Below are 15,074 nucleotides of genomic sequence, written 5' to 3'. Positions count from 1 at the left end.
CCCGCGTCGGGCCTCTGGTCGGGCGACACGTCCCCGTGGTGGTCCTGCTCGGCGCCGGAGCCGACCCCGGCGCGGGTCGGCCCGGTGTGGCCGGCCAGGCGACGACGTGCCGGTTGGCCCCCGGACTTCGGGGTCCTCTTGATGGGTGGCATCAGCCGTTCCCGTCCTTTCTCATCGACCGGCGGAGGTGTCTCATCGGCCGGCGGAGGTGGTCGGCGCGGTGGTCGTCCCCTCCTGCGCCCCGGAGTCGGCCGAGTCCTCCTCGGCGGAGTCGTCTCCGGTGGCGTCCTCGTCACCGGCGTCGGGCACCTCGAGTCCCTGCACCGACTGGCTGGACGACCCGACCGGCACCGTCACACCCACCTGGTTGACCGCATTGGCCTTCCACTCGTCGTCGACCCGGGTCAGGTCCACCCGCATCGCCTGACGACCGGTGATGTCCTCCTGGCCCTCACGCTCCGAATGGGCGGTGAAGACCACCAGGACGGCGGCGGTCCCCTCGTCCAGGTCCAGTTCCTCCACAGCGGTGTGCGAGACGGTTGCCGTGGTGACCGCCTTCTGTTCGATCACCCGGGTACGCACATCCTCCGACCACTGCTCCTGCTCCACGAGGAAGTCCCCCGTCGAGGCCTCCGCGAGCATCCGGAGCGAGTCGTCGACGTTCCGGTGATCGAAGCTGAACGCGTTGATGATCACCTGCGAGGCCACCTCGGAGACGGCGTCCCGCTCGGTCGCGACGTTCTGCGCGGACCGGGCCTCGGCGTAGCGGACCCCGGACACGGCCAGGGTCGCCAGGCCCGCGACGAGGACGAGCACCGAGACGACCACCAGCCACGTCGGGACGCTCCGCACCTCCCCGACGCCGTCGGTGCGGCCGTCCGCGCGACCATCGGTGTTCTGCGCACTCATGGGCGTGACGCTACCGGAACCCCCGGGCACCGGGCCGCCGCCCGGTCCCGCGGTCACCGGGGGATCAGTCCCTGGAGCACCGCGAGCTGCTCGGCGGCCACGGACAGGTTGAGCCGGTCGGGGTCGACCTTGGGCTTGGTGTCCCAGGGCTGGGGCACCTCCGGGCTCGCGTACTCGACGCGATCCGCACCGCGGACCGCGGTGGGGCTGCCGAAGGGCACGGTGCAGCGCGCCTCGTAGTTGGGCGGGAAGTTCTGTTCCTGGGGGTCGAACGACGGGTCCTGCGCCTTGATCTCGTTGATGATGTCCCACGTGCCCTCGTAACCCTGGGTGCACGGGGTGGGGTTGTCCATCTCCAGGACCAGACCGAAGTGGATGGTGCCGTCTCCCGGGGCCACCGACAGGCCTCCGGCGCTCAGGGCGGGCAGCAGCTGGAGCAACACGACGAAGGACGGGGCGAGCGGGTCGACCGTCTTCATGGTGGTCGACAGGTTGCCGAAGGTCCGCGTGAGCGGCTCACCCGAGTTCTCCACGAGGAACCGCATCTCGTCCGCGAACTCCGGCCCGGTGTCGATGAGCCTCTCGAGATCCGAGTCGGAGTCACGCAGCGCCTCGGTGACGGTCCGCAGGTCGCGGGAGAAGCTGACGATCTCCGTGGACTGGTCGGCCTGCGTGTCGAGCACCGTGGCGCCGTCCCGGATGAGGGTCTGGAGCTGGGGCATCGTGCGGATACCGGAATCCGCGATGCGGATCAGTGAATCCGAGAGGCGCTGCAGCTGCGGCCCCCGGCCCTGGAACGCCCTGCCGAGTTCGTCGACGGTCACCTCGAGGTCGTCGAGCGGGACCGACCGTGACAGCTCGTCGACCGACGCCAGCAGGTCCTCCACGCGGACCGGCAGCGCCTCGGTACCGGCGGAGATCACGTCCCCGTCCTCGAGGTAGGGCTCCGAGAACGTGTTGGGCCGCAGGTCGACGTACTGCTCGCCGATCGCCGAACGGTTTGCCACCACGGCCACGGTGTCCGCGGGGACCTCGGGGGCGCTGGAGTCCATGTCCAGCTCGACCCGCACCCCGTCGTCCGTCAGCGTGAGCTCGCCGACCCGTCCGACCGGGGTACCCCGGTAGTTGACGGCGGCGTTGGTGAAGACCCCGCCGGTGTCGGGCAGGTCCAGGTACACCTTGTACTGGCCGATGCCGAACAGCGAGGGCAGACGGACATAGTTGGCGCCCACGTAACTGATGCCCAGGGCGGCGATGAGGCCGAAGACGATGAGCTGGGTTCTCAGCGTTCTGCTCATTGGTATCCGGGCTCCCCTGGTTCTGGAAGGTACGTCTCGGAGAACTCCGAGGTACCCGGTGCGGGCCTGGGCACGACCGCCCGGTCCATGATCGGCGGGACCGGTAGCAGTGGCAGGACGATGGTGGTGCGGCGATCAGGACCGTTACCGCCGACCCAGGGGTTACCCGGGTCCACGTTGTACGGCCCCCTGGTCGTGGTGGGCCGGACGGGAACGGGGTCGCCCTGGTTGGCACCGAGGTTGCGCAACGTCTCGGAGATCGTGGCGTCGACCGAGAGGAAGACGTTGGCCGACCCGCCGACGGTCGACGTGATGGAGGCGTCCGGGAACGGGAAGGTGGGGACGAAGCCGGTCAGGTCGATGAGCTCGGGCGTGGACTCCCCCAGATACTGGAGTACCGGCCTCAACGCCCTCAGGTCGGCGATGAGGTCCTCCCTGCTGGTCAGCAGGATGTCCGATCCCACCTCGCCCAGCGCATCGACGCGGCGCAGCATCTCCACGAACTGGGGACGCTGCTCCTCGAGCACCGCGACGCCGGCCGGCAGCTCGTCGAGGGCCGCCTGGATCTGCTGCCGCTGGTCGTTCGCCCGTGCCGTCATGAGGTTGACGCCCTCGAGCGCGGCGGTGATGCTGTCGCGCTGCCGGTTGAGCCCGGCGATGAGCTCGTCCGCGGAGCGCAGCGTCTGGGTGAGCCCCTCCTCGCGACCGTCGGTCAGTGAGCGCAGCTCGGCCACGATGGGCTGGATCTGGTCCACTCCCCCGCCGTTGAGCAACAGTGAGAGCGCGCCGAGCACCTGCTCGATGTCGGTGGCGGTCCGCGTGTCGGAGGTCCGGATCACCGCGCCGTCGGTCAGTTGCCCGGACGGTTCCTCGTCCTCGGGAGGGGTGAGTTGGACGAACTTCTCCCCCAGCAGGTTGGTCTGCTGGATCGAGGCCTCGACGTTGGCGGGCAGTCCGAGATCGTCCCGGAGGACCACGTCCACCTGCGCCGTCCACCCGTCCTCGGCCAAAGAGACACCCGAGACACGACCGGCGTCCAGGCCGTTGACCTTGACCGAGGACTGCAGGACCAGGTCCAGTACGTCGTCGAACTGGATGGAGACGGTCATCGGGTCGTCACCGACGTCGGCGCCGCCCGGGAGCGTGTAGTCCTGGAGGTCGGTCGAGCACCCGGCCGCGAGGGCCGCCACGACGGCGGACGCGCCCACGGCACGGACCGCGGTGCCACCGATTCCGAACCGGTGTCGACTCATCACCGTCCTCCTTCGGAAGCGGGGGTCATGGGCCATCCGCGGTTGCCCTCGACGGTCCCGGGCACCGGGATGGACTGCTTCATCTCACCCGCGAGGATCCCGAGGGGGAGGTCGGGGTTGGAGGCCCTGAGCTCGCGGTTCCGCTCGGGTGCCAGCGCCTCGCAGGCCTGGATGTCCGCGCGGCGGAGGTTGTCGAGTTCGCGGAGCATCTCGTCCCCGGGGTTGAGGCGGCCCAGCGTCATGATCTGGCACAGCACCCCGGCCGGGTTCTGCTTCTCCGGGATGTTCGGCCGCATCGAGAGGGTCCCCGACTCCGAGTCGTAGGCACCGATGAGGTTGGCCAGGGCCAGCGGGGCCGTCTTGAGGATCTCCTCGATGTCGCCGCGCTGGTCGGCGGTGATCTGGCTCAGCGTGGCCAGCCGGTCCGCGTTGGAGCGGATGGAGTCCTGGTTGTCCCGCACCAGCCGCGCCACGTCGGCGAGCGCATAGCTGAGCTCGGCCAGCGCACCCTGGAGGTCCTCCCGTTGGCCCGCCACCGTCTGGTTGAACGATGCCATCTGGGTGTTGAACTGCCTGACCTGCGCGTCGTTCTGCGCGAGCATCGTGACGAAGGACTGGAGGTTGACCACGGTCTCGCTGATGTCCTGACTGGAGTCGGCCAGGGTCGTGGCCGCACGGGACAGCTCGTCGATCGACCGCCCCAGGGCGGCGCCGTTGCCGCCGAGGGTCTCGGCGGACCGGGTGACGAATCTGTCGACGGCGCCGTCCCTGTTCGCGCCGTCCGGCCCCAGCGCCTCCGTGAGGTCCTGGACCGAGGCGTAGAGCTTGTCCACCTCGACGGGGGTCGCGGTCCGTTCCAACGGGATGTGTGCCCCGGACTCCATCGTGGGCCCACCGGAGTAGGCGGGCATGAGCTGGATGGTGCGGTCCGGGATGACCGACGGGGTCACCTGCACCGCCTTGGCGTCGACGGGGACGTCGATTCCGCGACGGACGTAGAGCGTGACCTCCACCGTGTCACCCATCGGGACGACCTCTTCGACCGAACCGACCGTCACCCCGAGGATCCGGACGTCGGTGCCCTGGGAGATGCCCACCGCCGACGGGAACGTCGCGGTGATGACGGTCCGGCCCATCCGGGTGACGGTCAGGTAGGTCACGGTGACGATCGCCACGACGACGACGAGGAGCAGCGCGACCAACCAGTACGGCAGCTTCTTGTGCATCAGTTGATCCCACTCTGTCGGGCCGGCGCACGGGCACCGGGATAGAAGGGCGGCTCGGGGATGCCCGGCGGGATGAGATTGGTGACCACCGAGTCGAACCACCTGCCGGTGCCCAGCATGTTGGCGTAGAGGCGATAGAACGGCGCGAGGTTGTGGATGGACTTCTTGAGGTCCTCCTCGTGGTCGGTGAGGACCGACAACGCGGAATCCAGGCTGTCCAGGGTCGGGCCGAACTCCGCCTCGGTGTCCGCGACGAGGAGACGGAGCTCCGCCGACAATCCCCGGGTGGAGGCGAGGACGAGCTTGAGGGTCTCGGCACGCTCGTTGAGCTCGCCCAGCAACTGCCCGGTGCCGATGATCAGTCGGCGGAAGTCGTCGTTCCGCTCCGCCAGGATCTCCGAGCTCGTCCTGGTGGCCTCGAGCAGTTGACGCAGCTCCGCGTCGCGGGTCGAGATGGTCTGGGACAGTCGCGCCACGCCGTCGACCGCGCCGCGGAACTCCTCGGGCGAGGCCTGCATGGCGTCGGTGAGTGTATCCAGACTCTCGGCGAGCGCGGCGTCGTCGATCTGCTCCAACGTCTCGGCAGCGGAGGAGAAGGCCGTCACCACGTCGTAGGGGGCGGTGGTGCGCTCCAGGGGGATCGGCTCCGAGCGGTCCAGCTCACCGGTGCCCGCAGGGACCAGCGCCAGGTACTTCTGGCCGAGCACCGTCTTGATCTGGATGCTGGCGCGGGTGTCGTCCCCGAGCCAGGCGTCCTTGGCCCGGAATCCCACGACGACCTTGTCCCCGTCGAGCTCGACGTCGGTCACCACGCCCACCTTGACACCGGCCACGCGGACCTCGTTGCCGTCCGTGAGACCAGCCGCCTCCGAGAAGTACGCCTCGTACTTCGGTCCCGCCCCGACGATCGGCAGGGAGTCGAGCATGAACGACCCGGCCGTGAGCACCAGGATCACCACGACCCCGATCACTCCGATGGTCGCGTTCCCGACCCGGGGTTGACCCGGCGTCCGCTTGCTCATGGGATCCCCCCCTCGTGGCACCGTGGCGCGACGTTCGTGTACACCGTGTGGTTGACGACGGGTCCGCCGCTGGGCAGCAGGTTGGGCACGTTGTTGCCCGGTCCGCTGACCACGTCGAGTCCGCACAGATAGAACTGGAACCAGGACCCGAACGACCCCATCCGGATGAGGTTGTCGGTGTTGACCGGCAGGTTCTCCAGGACCTCGCTCAGCGTCCCCTGGTTGGCGTTGATGTTGTCGCTGATCAGCTTCAGGTGGTCGAGCGATTCGTCGACGGCCGGCCGGGTCGCGGTGACCACGTTCTCGGCCGAGGACGTCAGGTCGGCGATCGAGTCCAGTGAGCTGCCGATCGCATCGCGTTCCTGCGCGAGTCCCTCGACCAGTTGCCTCGTGGTCACCACGAGCTGCTGGAACTGCACGTCGCGTTCGTTGATGGTCTGCAGGACCCGGGTGAGGTTGTCGATGACCTCCCCGATCACCTGGTCGCGATCGGCCAGGTGGTTGGTCAGTTCGCCGGTCTGACGGACCAGACTGGTCACCGTCCCGCCTTCGCCCTGGAGGACCCGGATCAGGGAGTCCGCCAGCGCGTTGACGTCCTCGGGCTGCAGGGTCGTGAACAGGGGGCGGAAGCCGTTGAACAGCGCCGTGAGGTCGACCGCGGGCGAGGTGTTCTCGATGCCGATCACGGTGCCCTCGGGTAGCTCCGGCTGAGCCGGCCCGGGTTCCCGGGAGATGTTCATGTACCGCTGGCCGATCATGTTCCGGAAGCGGAGCGTGAGGTGCGCGTCCGCAGGGAGGGTGCGGTCACCGGACAGGGTGAAGTGCACCAGGGCCTGGTCGCGGTCGTGGACCTCGAAGTCGTTCACGTGGCCCACCACGACCCCGGCGATCCGGACGTCGTCGCCCTTCTCCAGCATGGTCACGTCGGAGAAGACGGCCGAGTACTGGGTCCCGTCCTCCCGCGTGCCGCCGCGGATGGTCGTGGCCAGCACCGTGCTGAGCATGACGGTGACGACGATGAACACGGCGAGCTTGATGAACGAGCCGAGGAGCCCACCGCGGAACAGAGCTTTGACTTTGGCGTTCATCGGAAGCTCACCTCCGTCCCACGGAGAGCCGGCGCCCCGATCCCGCCGATCCACGCGGGGATGTCCGCCGCGTCGCGATCGGTGGCGACGCCGTACACGGTGCGCACGGTGTCGGTCTCCAGCGGGGAGCCCGCATAGGCCAACGCCATGACGTCACGGTCCCGACCGGCGGTGACGGTCGAGGGGAACGGGAGGTTGGGCTGCTCGGGGACTGCGCGTCCCGGTGCCGCCGGCACGGATCCGCGGGTCCGCAGGGCGGGCACCGGGCCGTCCTGGTCGAGCGGGTTGGGCAGCGTCGGGATGAATTCCGGCCCGGGGTTCCTGGTGGGCGTCTGATAGGACCCGTCCGCGATGGCGCCACCGGGTGCTCCGCCGAAGATCTGCGGCTCCACGGCCGGGTCGTAACACCTCGGGCCCCGTGTGTCGAAGAACCGGGGTTCGTCCTGATTGGGCACGTAGCGTCCCTTGGGGTTGACGACCTCGATCGTCACCCGGATACCCGGGTTCGGGGTTCCCACCCCGAGGATCGCGTCGGAGCGGTCGAGCGCGGTCATGAAGTTGTCCACGGTGCACGGCAGAGCCGGTGAGTACTCGGCCAGGTACTCCAGGGACGTCCGTGAGTCGATCGCGAGGGCGATGAGATCGGAGCGGTTGTCGGCGAGGAATCCGGTGAGGACGTCGGCCGAGGAACTGATCCGCTGCAGGCCGTCCGCGATGTCGGTGCGGCGCTGGATCACCGTGTCCCCGGTGGTGCGCAGCGCGTCGAGAGCGTGGATGAGGTCGGGCAGCGCCTCGGAATAGGTCTGGGAGAAGGTCGCGAGATCCTCGAGACCGGACTCCAACGCGGGCATCTCCTCGGAGATGCCGTCGAAGACCCGCCCGATCTCCACGAATCCGGCGCCGATCTCGTCGCCACGGCCCGCGAGCGCCTGGTTGATCGCGCCGAGCGTTCCGGCCAGCTTCTCCGGGGGGACCGCCTCCAGCACCGGAAGCAATCCGTCGAGGACGCGGCCGAGCTCGATCGCGTTCCCGCGGGTGTCCTGCTCGATGGTGGCACCCGGTTCGATCGTCCCGACGGGCTGCTCGGGGAATCCGAGGGCGACGTACCTCTCGCCGAAGAGCGTCTTGGGCAGCAGACGACCACTGATGTTGGCCGGGAGCTGGTCGACGAACGCGGGGTCGAACTCCATGTTCACGCGGACGCGCTGACCCTCGGGCTCGACGCCGGACACCCGCCCGACCAGGACCCCCCGTGCCTTGACGTCGGCGTCGTTGGGCAACGCGAACGCCATGTCGTCGGTGTACATGGTGACGCTGTCCGAGGCGGTGAAGGCTCGGTTGTAGATCGCGATGGTGGTCCCCACGAAGACCAGCACGATCACGATGAACAGCGCCGCGAGCAGTCGCTTGGACACGGCTGACAATTCGTTCATCCCGCCACCCTCACAGTCGTGGTGGTGCCCCAGAGGGCGAGTCCGACGAAGAAGTTCAGGATGGCCACCACGACGATCGTGGTCCGCACCGCGCGGCCCACGGCCACGCCGACACCGGCGGGGCCGCCCGACGCGGTGAAGCCGTAGAAGCAATGGATCATCACCAGGACGAACGCGAAGATGATCACCTTGATGAATGAGTAGATCACGTCTTCCGGCGGCAGGAAGAGATGGAAGTAGTGGTCGAACGAGCCCGTCGACTGCCCCTGCACCATGGTGTTGACGGCGCGTGTGGCCATATAGGAGGAGAGCAGCCCCACCACGTACAACGGGATGACGGCGATGAATCCGGCGATGATCCGGGTGGTGACGAGGTACGGCACGCTGGGGATCGCCATGACCTCGAGCGCGTCGATCTCCTCCGAGATGCGCATCGCGCCGAGTTGGGCCGTGAAGCCGCACCCGACGGTGGCCGACAACGCGAGCGCGGCGACCAGCGGGGCCACCTCGCGGGTGTTGACGTAGGCGGACAGGAAGCCGGTGAGCACCGAGCTCCCGATCTGGTCCAGCGCGGCGTACCCCTGCAGTCCCACGACGACGCCCGTGAACCCGCTCATCATGACGATCACGCCGATGGTTCCGCCGAGGACAGCGAGCACGCCGACGCCGAAGGTCACCTCGGCGATGAGGCGGAGGACCTCTTTCCGGTAGTGCACGAGTGTCTGCGGGATCCAGCGGATCGCCCGGAGATGGAACGCGAGCTGGTCCCCGAGGCTGTCGAACGAGCTGATCGGCCCGCGCACCATCGCCCGGAGCCGGGCCCTGGTGGGCCCGACATCGGTGAATATCGCCATCACGACCCCTTCGGCGGAACGATCTGCAGGTACATCGCCGTGAGGATGAGATTGGCGAAGAACAGCAGGAGGAATGTCAGGACCACTCCGAGGTTGACGGCGTCGCCGACGCCCTTCGGGCCACCCTTGGGGTTCATACCGCAGTACGAGGACACCACCCCGGCGATGAGCCCGAAGATCAATGCCTTGACGGAGGACATGATGAAGTCCGGCAACTGGGCGAGGGCGCCGAAGGACATGAGGTACGCACCCGGGGTGCCCCCCTGCAGCAGGATGTTGAAGACGTATCCGCCGGCGATGCCGACGATGGAGACGAGACCGTTGAGCAGTACCGCGATGAGCATCATCCCCAGGACGCGGGGCACGACGAGCCGCTGGACGGGATCGATGCCGAGTACCCGCATGGCGTCGAGTTCCTCACGGATCGTCCGCGCGCCCAGGTCGGCGGCCACCGCGGAGCCGGCGGCTCCCGCGATGAGCAGCGAGGTCACCAGGGGCGCCCCCTGCTGGACCACGGCGAGAACGCCCGTCGCGCCGGTGTACGCCTCGGCCCCGAGCTGCTGGACGAGCGATCCCGTCTGCATGGCCACGACCGCCCCGAACGGGATCGCGACCAGCGCCGACGGCAGGATCGTCACCGACGCGATGAACCACGATTGCTCGATGAACTCGCGGAACTGGAACGGCCTCCTGAAAATTCCACGAATCACCTCGAGGAAGAGACGGAAGACCTTTCCCGCCTCGCCGACCGCGTTCCGGACGCCGCCTCCCACGTCCGCCGGAGACACACCGGACCTCACCTCGGGTTGCTGACCAGCACCCTCCGCCATCTACTTCCCCCGACCTCTCCGGTGTCCTCAGTTCTCGTCGGACCCGTAGTGGTCGTCGATTCCCGTGATCGTGCTGTCCGCGGCGCCCACCGGGGTGGCCCCCGCCGTCGCGACCCCCGCCGGCGCGGTCGCGGCGTGCTTGCCGTTGCCGCCGTGCCCGCGGGCCGCCCACTCGGCCCGAATGGCCTCCTGCGCGCCCGGGGGGAGGGTGTCCAGCATCTCGGCCACCCGCTTCTCGCGACGGATCTCACCCTTGCGCTCCGGGCCACCGGGAGTCGGCTGCATCTGGGGCGGGACCCCCGTCACCTCGTCCTCGCCCGGGGAGCCGTCGTTGTGCCCGGCATCGGCGTGCGCCTGCTCCTCCCGCATCTGTGCGTCGTCCTTCTCCTCGGACATGCCGATCGGGCCCAGCTTGGACCCCCGGAGGAACTGACGGACCGAGGGTTCCTCGCTGGTGAGCAGGACCTCGCGCGGCCCGAACATGACGAGCTTCTTGCGGTAGAGCATCCCCAGGTTGTCCGGGACGGTCCGGGCCAGGTTGATGTTGTGCGTCACGATGAGGATGGTGGCGTCGATCTGCGCGTTGATGTCGATCAACAGCTGTGCGAGGTAGGTGGTGCGGACCGGGTCCAGACCCGAGTCGGGCTCGTCGACCAGGATGATCTCGGGATCCAGCACGAGGGCGCGGGCGAGGCCGGCGCGCTTGCGCATGCCGCCGGAGATCTCCCCGGGCAGTTTGCCCTCGGCGCCGGTGAGACCGGTGAGCTCGAGCTTCTCCATGACGACGTCGCGGATCTCGCTCTCCGACTTACGTGTGTGCTCCCGCAGCGGGAACGCCACGTTGTCGTAGAGGTCCATCGACCCGAAGAGCGCGCCGTCCTGGAACAGGACGCCGAACAGCTTGCGGATCTCGTAGAGCTCCTTGGCGGTGCACTGGAGGATGTCGGTGCCGTCGATGATGATCTGGCCGCGTTCGGGGCGCAGGAGACCGATCAGCGACTTGAGGAACACCGACTTGCCGGTGCCCGACGGACCCAGGAGCGCGCTCACCTCCCCCTCGGGAAGGGTGAACGAGACGTCCTCCCAGATCTTCTGCGATCCGAAGGACTTGGTCAGCCCCTCGACAGATATCTCGATACCCACGACACCACTCCTCACTGCAGCCATCATCTGTGGCCACGGTCACTGTAAACTACCGCTCCGAGGGCGTGCTTCGTTACATACCGATAAGTAATGTATCGCAACGAACCTCGCCCGACCGACCTGCAGAAATGCCGGAGGGGCGGCCCGGCGATGTCGCCGGACCGCCCCTCACGGGCGCGTGGTGCGTCAGCTCACTTGAGCGAGACCTTGGCACCGGCCTCCTCGAGCTTGGCCTTGGCGGCCTCGGCGGCCTCCTTGTCGGCCTTCTCGATGATCGCCTTGGGGGCGGACTCGACGAGGTCCTTGGCCTCCTTGAGGCCCAGGCCCGAGACGATCTCGCGGACGACCTTGATCACGCCGATCTTCTTCTCGCCGGCCGACTCGAGGACGACGTCGAACTCGTCCTGCTCGGCGGCGGCCTCGGCACCGGCAGCCGGGGCGCCGGCGGCCGCGACGGCGACCGGAGCGGCCGCGGTGACCTCGAAGGTGTCCTCGAACAGCTTCACGAACTCGGAGAGCTCGAGAAGAGTCATCTCCTTGAAGGCCTCGAGCAGCTCGTCGTTGCTGAGCTTCGCCATGGTGGCGTCCTTTCTGTTTGTCCCGGAACCGTCACGCGGCCCGGAAACGTGTGGGGTGTGTCAGTTCTTCTCGTCCTGCAGCGCCGCGAACAGACGTGCCAGCTGCGAGGCGGGCGCGTTGAACAGGCCGGCGGCCTTGGCCTGGTTGCCCTTGAGGGCACCGGCCATCTTCGCGAGGAGGACCTCGCGGGACTCGAGCTCGGCGATCTTGTCGAGTTCGGCGGCGGACAGCGTTGCGCCGTCCATCACTCCGCCCTTGACGATGAGCGCCTTGTTGTCCTTGGTGAAGGTCTTGAGCGCCTTGGCGGCGTCCACGACCTCACCGGTGACGAACGCGATGGCGGTGGGGCCGGTCAGGAGGTCGTCGAGACCCTCGACACCGGCTTCCTTCGCCGCACGCTTGACCAGGGTGTTCTTGGCCACGGTGTACGTGGCGGAGTCACCCAGCGCCTTGCGCAGTGCGGTGACCTGCGGAACGGAGAGTCCGCGGTACTCGGTGACCACGGCCGTGGTGGAGTTCTGGAAATGCTCCTTGATCTCCTCGACGGCCTGGACCTTTGCGGGCTTTGCCATGTTTCGCCTCCTCTCTGCTTCTCACTGCCGAGAAATGCGCGAACGCCCCGGGCGCAGGTGGCACGGGGCGTGGAGGAGGCGGGCTCGGTGGCTCGCGGTGTCCTACGCTGACCGGTGTTCTCCTGCGCGGGCCGTCCGGGCGCTCCCGGACCCTTCGACCGCCCCCGGCGGGGACGGTGACCTGCGGTCTTCGGTGAAACTTGATCAGGTGCCCGACGGACGGATCCGGCAGGCGTTCAAACTTCCCCATCAGGGTATAGGCGACGGGCCGCCCCCGCCAAATCGACGGCCGACCGGGGAATGGCGGGTCGGGCGCGTTTCTGACACTGTGGTCCCGTGCCTCCCGCCTCCTCCCGCGTCGCCGTCGTCTACAACCCCATCAAGACGGGGGTCGACGAGGTCCGTCGCCGCACCGTGGAGAGGGCGGCCCTGCACGGGTGGACCGACCCGGTCTTCTACGAGACCACCGAGGCCGATCCGGGGGTCGGTCAGGCCGCGGAGGCCGCCGCCGGCGGAGCGGATGGTGCCGGTGGGGTCGGCCTGGTGATCGCCTGCGGAGGGGACGGCACCGTGCGGTCGGTCGCCCAGGGACTGGTCGGGACCGGGATCCCCATGGGTGTGGTCCCCCTCGGGACGGGCAACCTGCTCGCCCGGAACCTGGACATCCCGTTGGACGACGTGGACCGTGCACTGCGCGTGGCGATGAGCGGTCGGAGCCGGGGAATCGATCTCGGCATGGTCCGGTACACCGACGGCGAGGGGCACGCACACGATGATGTCTTCCTCGTCATGCTCGGCGCCGGGATGGACGCGGACATGATCGCCGGCACCCATGACGGCCTCAAGGCCCGGGTCGGGTGGCTCGCCTACGTCGGCGCCTTCGCCAACACCCTGCTCCGGGGGCACAGGATCAAGGTGGAGTACTCGCTCGACGACGGGCCGGAGATCCACACCCGTGCCCGGACCCTGCTCGTGGCCAACTGCGGGATGCTCCAGGCGGGGATGATCCTGCTGCCCGACGCCGTGATCGACGACGGCCTTCTCGACGTGTTGGCCATACGGGCCAAAGGCGCGCTCGGATGGGCCCAGGCCGGCGCGGTACTGGTCCACCACACGTTCCGGCATCAACTCGCCCCCGTCCTTCGGAGGGGATCCTCCCCCGGGGAGGGCAAGGAACGCCACGAGACCCGGCCACTGGACTTCCGGCAGGGGGAGGCGGTGTCGGCCCGGGTCCTGGAGAAGCCCGCGTCGTTCCAGATCGACGGCGAGGAGTGCGGAACCGTCACCGAGTTCTCGGCGTGGATCAAGCGTCGCGGTCTGACCGTCCGGGTCGCGCACTGAACTCCCCGGCATCGCGCCGCGGCGGTCATCAGCAGTCGACGGAGCGCGCCCCGGAGCGCGCACCAGGAAGGGAGACAGGCGTTGGAGTCCACGACGGAGGGCCGGCACCGGGTCGGCGCGCTGGCCGGGATGCTGGTGCTGGAACTGGGGACCCTCATCGCGGGGCCCTTCGCCGGCCGCCTCCTGGGCGACATGGGCGCGCGGGTCGTCAAGATCGAGGATCCGGGCCGGCCGGACCCGCTGCGCACGTGGGGCCAGGGCGAGCGCGACGGTCGCCGCCACTTCTGGACCGTCCACGCACGCAACAAGGAGTCGATCACCCTCGACCTGCGCTGCGGAGACGGCGCGGCGATCTTCCTCGATCTCGTCGCCCGCGCCGACGTCGTGGTGGAGAACTTCCGCCCGGGCACCCTGGAGAAATGGGGCCTGGGGCCGGACAGGCTCCACGAGGTCAACCCCGGACTCGTGATCGGCCGGGTCTCCGGTTACGGCCAGAGCGGCCCCCACGCCGCCCGCGCGGGGTACGCCTCCGTCGCCGAGGGGGTCTCGGGTCTACGTCACCTCAACGGCTTCCCCGACATGCCCCCGCCGCGTATGGCCCTGTCCCTCGGCGACACCCTGGGCGGCATGTTCGCCGTCCAGGGCGTCCTCGCCGCGCTGCTGGCACGCGCCACCACCGGCCGCGGCCAGGTCGTGGACGTCGCGCTCACCGAGTCGTGCCTAGCGGTGCAGGAATCGGTGATCCCCGACTTCGACGCGGCGGGCGTGGTGCGCGGCCCGTCCGGCACCCGGTTGGAGGGGATCGCCCCGTCGAACCTCTACCGCGCCGCGGACGGGGTGTGGGTCATCATCGCCGCCAACCAGGACACCGTGTTCCGGCGGTTGTGCGACGCGATGGGGCGTCCCGGGCTCGCGCAGGACCCGCGCTTCGTCGACCACTCCGCGCGCGGGGTGCATCAGGACCAGATCGACGAGATCATCGCCGACTGGGCCGCGGAGCGCACGGCCGAGGAGATCGCCACCGTCCTGGAGGCGGCCGGCGTCGTGGTGGGGCCGGTCAACACCGTCGCGGACGTGGTCCGGGACGAGCAGTTCCTCGCACGCGACATGCTCGTTCCCCACACCGTGCCCGGGGTCGACGACACGGTCCTCGGCCCCGGGGTCGTGCCCGTCCTGGACGCCACCCCCGGGTCGGTGCGGCGCGGTGGGACGCCCGAACCGGGATTCGACAACCGGGCGGTCTACTCCGAACTGCTCGGGTTCACCGACGAGAACCTGGCCGATCTGGCCGACCGCGGCGTCATCTGATCCGACCGCACGGACCAGCGCGGCGGGCAGGGTCAGCCAGCGGACGGGGTCAGCCGGCGGGCAGGGTCAGCCAACGGGCAGGGTCCAGTCGAACCGGTGGCCGTTGCCGTGCGCTCCCGCGGCGGTACGCGAGCGCGAGTCCTCCCCCAATTCGGCGAGCATCCGGTCGGACGCCCCGACGAGCGCGTGGAAGCGACCGGGGTCGAGCCAGTCGGGTC

Annotated in this window: 14 protein-coding genes; 2 read left to right on the top strand and 12 right to left on the bottom strand. The window is 69.0% G+C overall.

The window, feature by feature from the left end; translation table 11 throughout:
• Positions 1–192: 192 nt before the first annotated feature.
• The 12 genes from G6026_RS06195 to rplJ form a co-directional block, all read right to left on the bottom strand.
• Entirely contained in the window at positions 193–909 is a 717-nt protein-coding gene (locus G6026_RS06195; RefSeq protein WP_194305623.1) for a hypothetical protein, read from the bottom strand.
• Positions 910–962: 53 nt separating this feature from the next.
• On the bottom strand, positions 963–2,207 hold the full coding sequence (locus tag G6026_RS06190) for an MCE family protein (protein WP_107757101.1): 1,245 nt from the start codon (positions 2,205–2,207) through the stop codon (positions 963–965).
• A complete protein-coding gene (locus tag G6026_RS06185; RefSeq protein ID WP_107757102.1) occupies positions 2,204–3,460 on the bottom strand; it encodes an MCE family protein in 1,257 nt (418 codons plus the stop codon). Before G6026_RS06185 ends, G6026_RS06190 begins: the two co-directional genes overlap by 4 nt.
• Positions 3,460–4,686 (bottom strand): MCE family protein, encoded by a 1,227-nt coding sequence (locus G6026_RS06180; RefSeq protein WP_182612571.1) that lies wholly within the window; start codon positions 4,684–4,686, stop codon positions 3,460–3,462. Before G6026_RS06180 ends, G6026_RS06185 begins: the two co-directional genes overlap by 1 nt.
• On the bottom strand, positions 4,686–5,708 hold the full coding sequence (locus G6026_RS06175; protein WP_017838135.1) for an MCE family protein: 1,023 nt from the start codon (positions 5,706–5,708) through the stop codon (positions 4,686–4,688). Before G6026_RS06175 ends, G6026_RS06180 begins: the two co-directional genes overlap by 1 nt.
• A complete protein-coding gene (locus G6026_RS06170; RefSeq protein WP_107757105.1) occupies positions 5,705–6,796 on the bottom strand; it encodes an MCE family protein in 1,092 nt (363 codons plus the stop codon). The genes G6026_RS06175 and G6026_RS06170 overlap by 4 nt, the downstream gene beginning before the upstream one ends.
• Positions 6,793–8,229, bottom strand: coding sequence for an MCE family protein (locus tag G6026_RS06165; RefSeq protein ID WP_182612569.1), 1,437 nt, complete (start codon positions 8,227–8,229; stop codon positions 6,793–6,795). The genes G6026_RS06170 and G6026_RS06165 overlap by 4 nt, the downstream gene beginning before the upstream one ends.
• Positions 8,226–9,083 (bottom strand): ABC transporter permease, encoded by an 858-nt coding sequence (locus G6026_RS06160; RefSeq protein ID WP_017838132.1) that lies wholly within the window; start codon positions 9,081–9,083, stop codon positions 8,226–8,228. The genes G6026_RS06165 and G6026_RS06160 overlap by 4 nt, the downstream gene beginning before the upstream one ends.
• Positions 9,083–9,913: an ABC transporter permease gene (locus G6026_RS06155; protein ID WP_107757107.1), complete on the bottom strand. Its 831-nt coding sequence runs from the start codon at positions 9,911–9,913 to the stop codon at positions 9,083–9,085. Before G6026_RS06155 ends, G6026_RS06160 begins: the two co-directional genes overlap by 1 nt.
• A gap of 27 nt (positions 9,914–9,940) precedes the next feature.
• Entirely contained in the window at positions 9,941–11,056 is a 1,116-nt protein-coding gene (locus G6026_RS06150; RefSeq protein ID WP_107757108.1) for an ATP-binding cassette domain-containing protein, read from the bottom strand.
• A 191-nt stretch (positions 11,057–11,247) separates the two neighbouring features.
• Positions 11,248–11,634 carry a 50S ribosomal protein L7/L12 gene (rplL, locus tag G6026_RS06145; protein WP_017838129.1) on the bottom strand — a complete coding sequence of 129 codons (387 nt, stop codon included), beginning with the start codon at positions 11,632–11,634 and terminating at the stop codon, positions 11,248–11,250.
• Between the two features lie 60 nt (positions 11,635–11,694).
• Entirely contained in the window at positions 11,695–12,207 is a 513-nt protein-coding gene (gene rplJ / locus G6026_RS06140; protein WP_107757109.1) for a 50S ribosomal protein L10, read from the bottom strand.
• Positions 12,208–12,543: 336 nt separating this feature from the next.
• Between rplJ and G6026_RS06135 the strand changes: the two genes are divergently transcribed.
• Both G6026_RS06135 and G6026_RS06130 read left to right on the top strand, forming a co-directional pair.
• Entirely contained in the window at positions 12,544–13,548 is a 1,005-nt protein-coding gene (locus G6026_RS06135) for a diacylglycerol kinase family protein (protein WP_182612565.1), read from the top strand.
• Between the two features lie 129 nt (positions 13,549–13,677).
• Complete coding sequence (locus G6026_RS06130; protein WP_182612574.1) at positions 13,678–14,856, top strand: CoA transferase; 1,179 nt, start codon at positions 13,678–13,680, stop codon at positions 14,854–14,856.
• Positions 14,857–15,074: the final 218 nt, after the last annotated feature.

The organism is Dietzia sp. DQ11-38-2, assembly GCF_014145055.1.
In the GTDB taxonomy this organism is placed as follows: domain Bacteria; phylum Actinomycetota; class Actinomycetes; order Mycobacteriales; family Mycobacteriaceae; genus Dietzia.
Note: the sequence above shows the minus strand (reverse complement) of the source record. Positions and strands in the feature narration are given on the sequence as shown.

Coding starts and splice junctions, on each gene's coding strand:
- G6026_RS06180 (WP_182612571.1), bottom strand. CDS start 4,686: ATGCACAAGAAGCTGCCGTACTGGTTGGTCGCGCTGCTCCTCGTCGTC.
- G6026_RS06130 (WP_182612574.1), top strand. CDS start 13,678: ATGCTGGTGCTGGAACTGGGGACCCTCATCGCGGGGCCCTTCGCCGGC.
- G6026_RS06195 (WP_194305623.1), bottom strand. CDS start 909: ATGAGTGCGCAGAACACCGATGGTCGCGCGGACGGCCGCACCGACGGC.
- G6026_RS06155 (WP_107757107.1), bottom strand. CDS start 9,913: ATGGCGGAGGGTGCTGGTCAGCAACCCGAGGTGAGGTCCGGTGTGTCT.
- G6026_RS06185 (WP_107757102.1), bottom strand. CDS start 3,460: ATGAGTCGACACCGGTTCGGAATCGGTGGCACCGCGGTCCGTGCCGTG.
- G6026_RS06190 (WP_107757101.1), bottom strand. CDS start 2,207: ATGAGCAGAACGCTGAGAACCCAGCTCATCGTCTTCGGCCTCATCGCC.
- G6026_RS06165 (WP_182612569.1), bottom strand. CDS start 8,229: ATGAACGAATTGTCAGCCGTGTCCAAGCGACTGCTCGCGGCGCTGTTC.
- G6026_RS06175 (WP_017838135.1), bottom strand. CDS start 5,708: ATGAGCAAGCGGACGCCGGGTCAACCCCGGGTCGGGAACGCGACCATC.
- G6026_RS06170 (WP_107757105.1), bottom strand. CDS start 6,796: ATGAACGCCAAAGTCAAAGCTCTGTTCCGCGGTGGGCTCCTCGGCTCG.
- rplL (WP_017838129.1), bottom strand. CDS start 11,634: ATGGCGAAGCTCAGCAACGACGAGCTGCTCGAGGCCTTCAAGGAGATG.
- rplJ (WP_107757109.1), bottom strand. CDS start 12,207: ATGGCAAAGCCCGCAAAGGTCCAGGCCGTCGAGGAGATCAAGGAGCAT.
- G6026_RS06160 (WP_017838132.1), bottom strand. CDS start 9,083: ATGGCGATATTCACCGATGTCGGGCCCACCAGGGCCCGGCTCCGGGCG.